General features: G+C 68.0%; 10 protein-coding genes. 2 read left to right on the top strand and 8 right to left on the bottom strand.

Annotated elements, in window-relative coordinates; translation table 11 throughout:
• From RJ05_RS05360 to RJ05_RS30505, 6 genes are all read right to left on the bottom strand, one after another.
• Window positions 1-243 (bottom strand): enoyl-CoA hydratase-related protein (locus RJ05_RS05360; RefSeq protein WP_174343902.1); only part of this gene is annotated, 243 nt, incomplete at its 3' end.
• 24 nt (window positions 244-267) lie between these two features.
• Window positions 268-1,176 carry a 3-hydroxyisobutyrate dehydrogenase gene (gene mmsB, locus RJ05_RS05355; protein WP_036533764.1) on the bottom strand — a complete coding sequence of 303 codons (909 nt, stop codon included), beginning with the start codon at window positions 1,174-1,176 and terminating at the stop codon, window positions 268-270.
• Complete coding sequence (locus RJ05_RS05350) at window positions 1,173-2,264, bottom strand: enoyl-CoA hydratase/isomerase family protein (RefSeq protein ID WP_036533761.1); 1,092 nt, start codon at window positions 2,262-2,264, stop codon at window positions 1,173-1,175. Before RJ05_RS05350 ends, mmsB begins: the two co-directional genes overlap by 4 nt.
• Window positions 2,261-3,418 (bottom strand): acyl-CoA dehydrogenase family protein, encoded by a 1,158-nt coding sequence (locus RJ05_RS05345; RefSeq protein WP_036533759.1) that lies wholly within the window; start codon window positions 3,416-3,418, stop codon window positions 2,261-2,263. Before RJ05_RS05345 ends, RJ05_RS05350 begins: the two co-directional genes overlap by 4 nt.
• A gap of 4 nt (window positions 3,419-3,422) precedes the next feature.
• Window positions 3,423-4,925: a CoA-acylating methylmalonate-semialdehyde dehydrogenase gene (locus tag RJ05_RS05340; RefSeq protein WP_036533757.1), complete on the bottom strand. Its 1,503-nt coding sequence runs from the start codon at window positions 4,923-4,925 to the stop codon at window positions 3,423-3,425.
• Between the two features lie 123 nt (window positions 4,926-5,048).
• The gene (locus RJ05_RS30505) at window positions 5,049-5,222 is read right to left on the bottom strand and encodes a hypothetical protein (protein ID WP_174343901.1); all 174 of its coding nucleotides are present in this window, start codon (window positions 5,220-5,222) and stop codon (window positions 5,049-5,051) included.
• Window positions 5,223-5,247: 25 nt separating this feature from the next.
• On the opposite strand from RJ05_RS30505, the gene RJ05_RS05335 reads away from it, so the two are divergent.
• Both RJ05_RS05335 and RJ05_RS05330 read left to right on the top strand, forming a co-directional pair.
• Window positions 5,248-5,826, top strand: a complete 579-nt coding sequence (locus RJ05_RS05335) for a TetR/AcrR family transcriptional regulator (RefSeq protein ID WP_211357642.1) — start codon at window positions 5,248-5,250, stop codon at window positions 5,824-5,826.
• Between the two features lie 164 nt (window positions 5,827-5,990).
• Entirely contained in the window at window positions 5,991-7,067 is a 1,077-nt protein-coding gene (locus tag RJ05_RS05330; RefSeq protein WP_036533755.1) for an amidohydrolase family protein, read from the top strand.
• A 1-nt stretch (window position 7,068) separates the two neighbouring features.
• On the opposite strand, the gene RJ05_RS05325 is transcribed toward RJ05_RS05330, so the two are convergent.
• Window positions 7,069-7,839, bottom strand: coding sequence for an SWIM zinc finger family protein (locus tag RJ05_RS05325; RefSeq protein ID WP_036533752.1), 771 nt, complete (start codon window positions 7,837-7,839; stop codon window positions 7,069-7,071).
• Window positions 7,836-9,264, bottom strand: a 1,429-nt coding sequence (locus tag RJ05_RS05320) for a DEAD/DEAH box helicase (RefSeq protein WP_036533750.1), incomplete at its 5' end; no start/stop codon positions are given. The genes RJ05_RS05320 and RJ05_RS05325, both read right to left, overlap by 4 nt.

Raw genomic sequence — 9,264 nt, 5'->3', positions numbered from 1 at the left:
CTGCATTTCCTTGATGTCGGCGCCGGCGGCGAAGGCCTTCTCGGAACCGGTGATGACGACGGCGCCGATCTCGTCGTCGTGCTCGAGCTCGTCGAGTGCGGCGATGACGTCATCGAGGACCTGCGCGTTCAACGCGTTCAGCGCCTTCGGCCGGTTCAGCGTGATCAGGCCGACCCGGCCCTTGCGCTCCAGCAGAATGGTCTCGAATTCGCGCCCACCCGTCGCCCGACCGCCGCCCCTCACGGAATCGCTACGCGATGCTTCCACTCAATCACCCTCTTGCTCGGATCGACTACGGATGTCGGTGACGATAGCGGAGAAGTCCTTACCGGCCGCCGACTGGTTGAACCGCTCGTAGATCTCGGCGGCCAGCAGGCCGAGCTGTCCGTCGACGCCGTTGTTCCGCAGCGCATTCGCGGCCAGGCCGAGGTCCTTGTGCATCAGCGCGGTGGCGAAACCGGGCTCGTAATCGTTGTTCGCCGGGCTGTTCGGCACCGGGCCCGGCACCGGGCAGTAGTTGGTCAGCGCCCAGCTCTGGCCGGAAGCCTTGGACACCACGTCGAAGAACGACTGGTGGCTCAGGCCCAGCTTCTCCCCAAGCACCAGCGCCTCGGACAGGCCGATCATCGAGATGCCGAGCAGCATGTTGTTGCAGATCTTGGCGACCTGACCGACGCCGTTCGCACCGCAGTGCACCACTTTGGCGCCCATCACCTCGAGCACCGGCAGTGCTTCGGCGAAATCGGCTTCCTCGCCGCCGACCATGAAGGTCAGCGTGCCCGCGGCGGCACCGGCCACCCCACCGGAGACCGGTGCGTCCAGGGCGCGGTGCCCGGCCGCGACCGCCATCTCGGCGGCCGCCTTGGCATCGGCGACGTCGATGGTCGAACAGTCGACGAACAGCGTGCCGGGCCCCGCGGCGGGCACAAGTTCGCCGTAGACATCGCGGACCAGCTTGCCGTTGGTCAGCATGGTGATCACGATGTCGCGGTCGACGGCGGCGGCGACACCGGATTCGACCAGCCGGATCCCGGCTTCGCGCGCGACCTCCTGAGCGGCAGGCGTCGGGTCGAAGCCGTGCACGTCGTATCCGGCGCGCACCAGATTGGCGGCCATCGGCGCACCCATGTGGCCGAGGCCGAGGAAACCGATGGTCTTGCGGGCAGGCTCGTTCACTGCTGTCCCTCCGGGTTCGGGGCGGTCAAACCCAGTTCATGGCCACCCAATTCGGTGAAGTAGGCCGCGACCTGTTCGTCGGTCACCGCTTCCAGGGTGGACGGCGACCACCGCGGGTTGCGGTCCTTGTCGATCACCTGCGCGCGAATGCCCTCGACCAGGTCGTGGGATGCGAGCGTGGCGATCGAGACGCGGTACTCCTCATTCAGCACCGCCTCCAGCGACTGCGCGCGCCGCGCCGACCGCAGCGAGCGCAGCGTGACCTTCAGCGACACCGGCGATTTCGACAGCAGTTCGCTGGCCGCCGCCTCCGCGTCGGGGCCGTTGGCACGCAACCGCTCCACGATTTCTTCGACCGTATCGGCGCTGTAGCAGGCGTCGATCCAGGACCGATGGGCCCGCAGCTCCGATTCCGGTGCGGCCGTGGCGAATTTGGCGATGGCGATGTCAGCGGTCTCGGTGCGCAGGGTGTCCAGCAGCGCCGGGATGTGCTCGGAGGGAATGTAATAGTCGGCGAAACCGGCGGCGATGGCGTCACCGGCGCGCATCCGGGCGGTGGTGAGCGCGACGTGGGTGCCGAGCTCGCCCGGAGTCCGCGCCAGCAGATAGGTGCCGCCCACGTCGGGGACGAAACCGATACCGACCTCGGGCATCCCGATCATGGACCGCTCGGTGACGATCCGGTGCCCGGCATGCCCGGACAGCCCGACGCCGCCACCCATCACGATGCCGTCCATCACCGCGACATACGGCTTGGGATACCGGCCGATCAGCGCGTTGAGGATGTACTCGTCGCGCCAGAACCGGCCGGAGGCGGATTCGGCGCCGGTGGCCGTGCCGGCCGAATCCTGCTGTGCGCGTTTGGCGTCGTCGTGGATGGCGACGATATCGCCACCCGCGCACAGACCGCGCTCGCCGGCACCGGTGAGCACCACGGTACGCACCTGCGGGTCATCGGCCCAGGCCCGCAGCGCCTCGGTGATGGTGAGCACCATCGCGTGATTGAGCGCGTTGATGGCCTTGGGCCGGTTCAGGGTGATGACGCCGAGCCCGTCACGGGTCTCGATCAGGACTTCGGGTTCACTCATGCTGCTCCTGCCCCGCGGGCGGCCGAGGTCATCGACCTGGCGACGACCACCCGCATGATCTCGTTGGTGCCCTCGAGGATCTGATGCACGCGCAGATCCCGGACGATTTTCTCCAGACCGTACTCGGCGAGGTAACCGTAGCCACCGTGCAGTTGCAGGGCCTTGTTGGCGACCTCGAAGCCGGCATCGGTGGCGAACCGCTTGGCCATCGCGCACAGCTCGACCTTGTCGTCGGCATCCGCGTCGAGGGCGTCGGCCGCCCGCCACAGCAGGGTGCGCGCGGCCTCCAGCTGGGTGCGCATATCGGCCAGGTCGAATTGCAACGCCTGATTCTTCAACAGCGGAGCACCGAACGCCTGCCGCTGCGCCAGGTACGGCACGGTCTTGTCCAGCGCCGCCTGCGCGCCGCCGATCGAGCAGGCCGCGATATTGAGCCTGCCGCCGTTGAGCCCGTTCATGGCGATGCGGAAGCCGTCGCCTTCGGCGCCGAGCCGGTTGGCGACCGGGACCCGGGCATCGGTGAGGATCACCTGCCGGGTCGGCTGGGCCTTCCAGCCCATCTTCTTCTCGTTCGGGCCGACGGTGAGACCGGGAGTGTCGGCGGGCACGATGAGCGCCGAAATGCCGCGCGGCCCTTCCTCGCCCGTGCGCACCATCATCACGTACACGTCGTTGGCGCCCGCGCCGGAGATGAACTGCTTGGCGCCGTTGAGGATGTAGTCGTCACCGTCGCGGACCGCCTTGGTGGTCAACGCCGCCGCGTCCGAGCCCACGCCCGGTTCGGTGAGGGCGTAGCTGCCGAGGATCTCCATCGAGGTCATGCCGGGCAGCCAGCGGAAACGCTGGCCGTCGTCACCGTAGGCGTCGATCATCCAGGCCGCCATATTGTGGATCGAGATGTAGGCGGCGACCGCCGGGCAGCCGGTGGCCAGCTCTTCGAAGATGCGCACCGCGTCAAGCCTGCGCAGGGCCGAACCACCCACATCCTCGGCGACATAGATGCCGCCGAGGCCGACCGAACCGGATTTGCGCAGCACCTCGATTGGGAAGTGCATGTGCTCGTCCCATTCGAGCGCGTGCGGAGCCAGGAACTCGTCGGCGAAATCGCGTGCGGTCTCGCGAATCGCGCGTTCGTCGTCGTTCAGAGTGAACATCGCCTCAGTCCATCGTCGGGATGACGAAGTGGTCCGCGTTCTCCTTCAGACCCTTCGGCCAGCGCTGGGTGACGGTCTTGGTCTTGGTGTAGAAGCGGATCGAATCCGGGCCGTGCTGGTTCAGATCGCCGAAACCGGACCGCTTCCAGCCGCCGAAGGTGTGGTAGGCGATGGGCACCGGGATCGGCACATTGATGCCGACCATGCCCACCTGCACGCGGGCGGCGAAATCCCGCGCGGTGTCGCCGTCGCGGGTGAAGATGGCGACGCCGTTGCCGAATTCGTGCTCGCTGGCCAGGCGCAGACCCTCCTCGTAATCGTGCGCGCGCACCACACTGAGCACCGGCCCGAAGATCTCCTCGGTGTAGATGCGCATGTCGGGGGTGACCTTGTCGAACAGGGTCGCGCCGACGAAGTAGCCATCCTCGGCGCCGTCGACGGTGAGGTTGCGGCCGTCCACCACCAGTTCGGCGCCCTCGTCGACACCGATCTGGATGTAGTTGTTCACCCGGTCCACGCCGTCGCTGCCGACCAGCGGGCCGAAGTCGGCGCCCGGATCGTCGGAGCGGCCGACATTGAGCTTGTGCACCCGCTCGGTGAGCTTGGCGACCAGCCGGTCGGCGGTCTCCTCACCGACCGGCACGGCCACCGAGATGGCCATGCAGCGCTCGCCGGCCGAGCCGTAGCCGGCGCCGATGAGCTGATCGGCCACATCGTCGAGGTCGGCATCGGGCATGACGATGGCGTGGTTCTTGGCGCCGCCGAAGCACTGGGCGCGCTTGCCGTTGGCGGTGGCGGTCTCGTAGATGTACTGGGCGATCGGGGTGGAGCCGACGAACCCGACGGCCTGGATGCGCGGGTCGTGCAGGATCGCGTCGACGGCTTCCTTGTCGCCGTTGACGACGTTGAACACCCCGGCGGGCAGGCCGGCCTCGAGGAAGAGCTCGGCCAGCCGCAGCGGCACCGAGGGGTCGCGCTCGGACGGCTTGAGCACGAAGGCGTTGCCGCAGGCCAGCGCCGGTCCGGCCTTCCACAGCGGGATCATCGCCGGGAAGTTGAACGGGGTGATGCCTGCGACCACGCCGAGCGGCTGACGCATCGAGTAGACGTCGATACCGGTGCCCGCGCTCTCGGTGTATTCGCCCTTGAGCAGATGCGGGATGCCGGTGGCGAACTCGATGACCTCGAGTCCGCGCTGGATATCGCCCTTGGCGTCGGCGAGGGTCTTGCCGTGCTCGCTCGACAGCAGCGCGGCCAGGCTGTCCATCTCGTCCTGCACCAGGGTCAGGAATTTCATCAGCACGCGCGCCCGCTTCTGCGGGTTGAACGCGGCCCATTCCGGCTGCGCGGCGGCGGCGTTCGCGATCGCCGCCTCGACCTCGGAGGTACTGGCCAGCGGGACCCTGGCCTGCACCTGCCCGACATTGGGATCGAACACGTCACCGAAGCGGCCGGAGGTGCCGGGGACCTGCTGTCCGCCGATGAAGTGGGTGAGTTCACGAACCATGCGAAACCTGTCCTCGAGTGGTGTTGAACAGCGGCGGCATGCGGCGCATGCGCAGGTTTACGGTCATCCAATAGTTGGACGTCCAAGCAAAATCGTACACCCACCCACTTCGTGGCACCAGACTCAGGCGATACGCACCTCCGGAATCGTCGACATGAGCTGATCCCACTCCGGATACATCTGCACCTTGCGCTGATGCAACGCCATGATCCGGGCGTTGAGCTCCGGGTCCGGGTCATCGGAGATGTCCGGACCGATGGCGACCGCGACTCCAGCGACGACCGGCCGAGGGCGCATCGACAAACGGCAGGCAATCCTCGAGGTGGCATTCGAGGTCTTCGCCCGCCGCGGCTACGACCAGGCGTGCGTTCAGGAAATCGCGGACCAGGCCGGGGTGGCCAAGCCGACCGTGTACAACCACCTCACCGATAAGCCCACGCTGCTGCGGGAAGCGATGCGCGCCGCGGCCGATTCGGTGGCCGCGCAATGCTCGGCCGCGCTGCAACCGTTGCGCGAGTCCGGTTCGGATCCGGGCGCCGCACTGAACGAGGCGGCGTATCGCCTGGTCACAGTGTGCGCGGGAGCCCGAGCCACGGCACTGCACCGGCTGACCTACGCGCAGCTGGTCACCTTCCCCGACCTGGCCGCCGAGATCCTGGAGCGAGTGCCACAGCAGCTGGCCGCGGCAGTGAGCGACCGGCTGGCGCGCTACATGCTCGACGGGCGGCTGCGCTACGCCGATCCGGAACGTGCGGCCGAGCAACTGCTCGCCCTGCTCACCGGCCCACTCGAACGGCACAGCAGGCTCGGCACCCGCGCGGTCCCGGACGCGACCCTGCGCGACATCGCGGACGCGGCGGTCGAGACCTTCCTGCGGGCCTACGCACCCGAGGCCGGCTAGCCGCCGTCCGCTCTGTCCGGAGGAACGGTGAGCAGGTACGCACTCTCGTCGACCACGCGGTCAGATGTCCGACCCGCCCGCGGTTTCGGCGGTACTGCGGATGCGGGCGCGGCTCGCGTGTGACAATCGCGGCGACCGGGTGAACGGCGGACGGGACGGACATCATGGATCTCACCGACATTCCCATTATCGACGCGCACATCCATCAGTGGGATCCGCTGTCGACGCCGCGTGATTTCAGCGGGCTGGCCCGGTTGTTCCGGTATCTGCCGCTGCCGATCGGTGTCGCGATGAAGGTGGCGCCACGCCGTGACCGCGAGTTCGTCGGCGATCCGACGCCGTATATGCATCCGTACCTGCCCGCGAATTACCGCAACGACACCGCAGGATTGAAGGTCGCCACCCTCGCCCATATCGAGGTCGAGTGGACCGGCACCGGCCCGCTCGCCAAGGCGGACGAGACGCGCTGGGTGGCGAGTCTGCCGTTCGGCATCGACACCCCACGGCTGGGCGCGATCATCGCCAGCGCCGATCCGGCCGCACCCGGTGTCGCGGAACTGCTCGACGCGCATGCCTCGGCGTCGCCGCTGCTGCGCGGGATCCGCACCATGGTCGCCCACCATCCGGATCCGGATGTGCGCTCGTTCACCAGCACGCCGGGCGATCTCACCGCCAATGCTTTCCTCGAAGGGTTCGCCGAACTCGCCCGGCGGCAGTTGTCGTTCGAGGCGTGGGTGTATTCGCATCAACTGCCCGATGTGGCCGCCCTGGCCACGCGATATCCCGAGGTCACCATCGTGCTGAATCATCTCGGCACCCCGGCGGGGATCTTCGGCGCCGTCGGCAAGCACACCGGATACAACCCGGGGCATCGGCGCGAGCTGTTCGTGCGCTGGCGCGACGACATCGCGGCGGTAGCGGCCCAGCCGAATGTGGTGGCCAAGGTCAGCGGTCTGATGATGCCGATCCTCGGGCATCCGGTTCCGCCGCGCGGCAGCGCGACACCTGTGCCCCAGCTGATCGAACGGATCGGCCCGATGCTGCGGCACGCGGTGGACTGTTTCGGAGTCGAGCGGCTGGTGTGGGGCTCCAATTTCCCGGTGGACAAGCCGATCACCACCATCGCGGGCAGCGCCCAGGCCGTGGCCGCGGTCGTCGCCGACCACGTGGGCGATTCCGCATGCCTGGATCGGGTGTTCAGGGCCAACGCCGAACGCGTGTACCGCATCGACGAAGCGTGAGTCAGGCCTGACGCAGATCGTCGTACCAGGAGGTCAGCGTGCGCAGGCCGCTCGCGGCGACAGCTTCGTCCTCGGCGAGCATGCGCAGGGCGCGACGTAATAGCGTCGGATCCAAATCCTCTGGAGCGGAACGAAATTCAGGTGTCGGCAGTGCTGGAAGTTCGAGCGCTTCGCCGTAGGGGTCGGCGTCACCGCCGGAGCCCGCCCCGCGTTCGACCCCGCCGATGAGGGTGTCCAGCGACAGTCCACGCAGGGTGAGCAGATCACGCGGGTACTCGTCGAGCCGTTCGGCGAGCAGGTAGCACAGCGCCGCCACATGCTTGCACGGCCAGCCCGGATCGGGGCAGGTGCAGCCGAAATCGAGATCCGCCGCGGTCTCGGGCAGCAGATGCGGTGACAGAGCGGCAGGCAACGCGCCGGAGGCGATCTGGGCCAGCATGCCCGGCGCCGAGCGAATCTCCTCGACCAGCAATTCGATCTCTTCGGCACGCAGCGGCCGAACCGTACAGGTGGCGGTGAACGGGCGCGGCTGACTGCCCTGCACCTCACCGACCACGGCGCCGCGTTCGATCCGGTAGCTGACGACCTGCCCGGACCGCGCGTAGCTGCGCCCACGCGCGAGCCGTCCCGGCTCGGCCATCCGCTCGACCGCTTGGATGAACGCCCGGCCCCACGCCGTGCGCGCGAAAGCCCCACGTCTGCTGCGGGCTTCGACGCCGCCGGACACCGGCCGTCGCGGCCCGAACTCGCGGTAATCCACGCGCGGACTCATTCGCCCACCGCCTCCGCGCCGAGAGCGAACAGATCACGCAGCTCATCGGTGCTCAACTCGGTGATCCAGTTCTCCCCCGACCCGACCGCGAGATCGGCGAGTTGGCTTTTGCCACTGATCATTTCGTCGATGCGCTCTTCGATGGTGTCGACGCACACCAGCTTGCGCACCTGCACCGCGCGCTGCTGACCGATCCGGTAGGCGCGGTCGGTGGCCTGGTTCTCCACCGCGGGATTCCACCAGCGGTCCAGGTGCACAACATGATTGGCCGCAGTCAGGTTGAGGCCGGTGCCGCCGGCCTTGAGCGACAGCAACATCAGCGGCGGACCGTCGGTCGACTGGAACTCGGCCACCATGGTGTCGCGGCGCTGTTTGGCGACCCCGCCGTGCAGGAACGGAATCCTGGTACCGAACCGCTCGGCCAGATAAGGCTCGATCAGCTCGCCGAACTCGCGGAACTGGGTGAACAGCAAGGCCTTTTCCCCGTCGGCGAGCACCGCGTCGAGCACGTCCTCCACCAGGGCGAGCTTTCCGGAGCGATGCCCGCCCCGGCGCAGCACCGGCGACCCGTCGCCGAGGTAATGCGCCGGATGGTTGCAGACCTGTTTGAGACGGGTCAGCGCGCCGAGGACCGCGCCCTTACGGGCCATGCCCTTGGCGTCGCGGAGTTTGTTCAGCATGTCGTCGACGACGGCCTGGTAGAGCGCGGCCTGTTCGACGGTCAGGTTGGCGCGCACCGTCATCTCGAGTTTGTCCGGCAGATCGGAGATCACGCTCGGATCGGTCTTCACCCGGCGCAGCACGAACGGTGCGGTGACGGTGCGCAGCCGGGTGATGGCGTTCTCGTCGCGTTCGCGTTCGATCGGCACGGCGAACCTGGCGCGGAAGGTCTGGGCGCTGCCGAGCACTTTCGGCATGGTGAAATCCAGGATCGAGCGCAGTTCCTCCAGGCGGTTCTCCACCGGAGTTCCGGTGAGCGCCAGCCGATGTCTGGCCGGCAGTGCGCGAGCGGCCCGCGCCTGCCGTGTGCCCGAGTTCTTGATGTGCTGGGCTTCGTCGAGCACCACCCGATCCCAGTCGCGGGCGGCCAGATCCGCGATATCGCGGGCCATCAGGGCATAGGTGGTGAGGACCAGATCGGCCTCGGCGATGGCGGCCAACAGCTGCTCGCCCTTGGCGCGGGCGGCGCCGTGATGGACGAGGACGCGCAGGTCGGGGGCGAATCGCTCGGCCTCGCGCTGCCAGTTGCCGACGACCGACATCGGGCACACCAGCAGCGTCGGTCCGACCGGCCGCTCGCCCGCGCGTTCGTGCAGCAGCAGTGCCAAGACCTGGATCGTCTTGCCGAGGCCCATATCGTCGGCGAGGATCGCGCCGAGACCCATCCGGCTCATGGTCGCCAGCCAGGACAGGCCGCGCTCCTGA

The sequence above is a fragment of the Nocardia cyriacigeorgica NBRC 100375 genome (assembly GCF_000308555.1).
GTDB classification, from domain to species: Bacteria; Actinomycetota; Actinomycetes; order Mycobacteriales; family Mycobacteriaceae; genus Nocardia; species Nocardia cyriacigeorgica.
Note: the sequence above shows the minus strand (reverse complement) of the source record. Positions and strands in the feature narration are given on the sequence as shown.

Excerpts from the sequence above, each read along its gene's own strand:
- RJ05_RS05325 (WP_036533752.1), bottom strand. The coding sequence starts at position 7,839 with ATGAGTCCGCGCGTGGATTACCGCGAGTTCGGGCCGCGACGGCCGGTG.
- RJ05_RS30505 (WP_174343901.1), bottom strand. The coding sequence starts at position 5,222 with ATGCGCCCTCGGCCGGTCGTCGCTGGAGTCGCGGTCGCCATCGGTCCG.
- RJ05_RS05350 (WP_036533761.1), bottom strand. The coding sequence starts at position 2,264 with ATGAGTGAACCCGAAGTCCTGATCGAGACCCGTGACGGGCTCGGCGTC.
- RJ05_RS05345 (WP_036533759.1), bottom strand. The coding sequence starts at position 3,418 with ATGTTCACTCTGAACGACGACGAACGCGCGATTCGCGAGACCGCACGC.
- RJ05_RS05330 (WP_036533755.1), top strand. The coding sequence starts at position 5,991 with ATGGATCTCACCGACATTCCCATTATCGACGCGCACATCCATCAGTGG.
- RJ05_RS05340 (WP_036533757.1), bottom strand. The coding sequence starts at position 4,925 with ATGGTTCGTGAACTCACCCACTTCATCGGCGGACAGCAGGTCCCCGGC.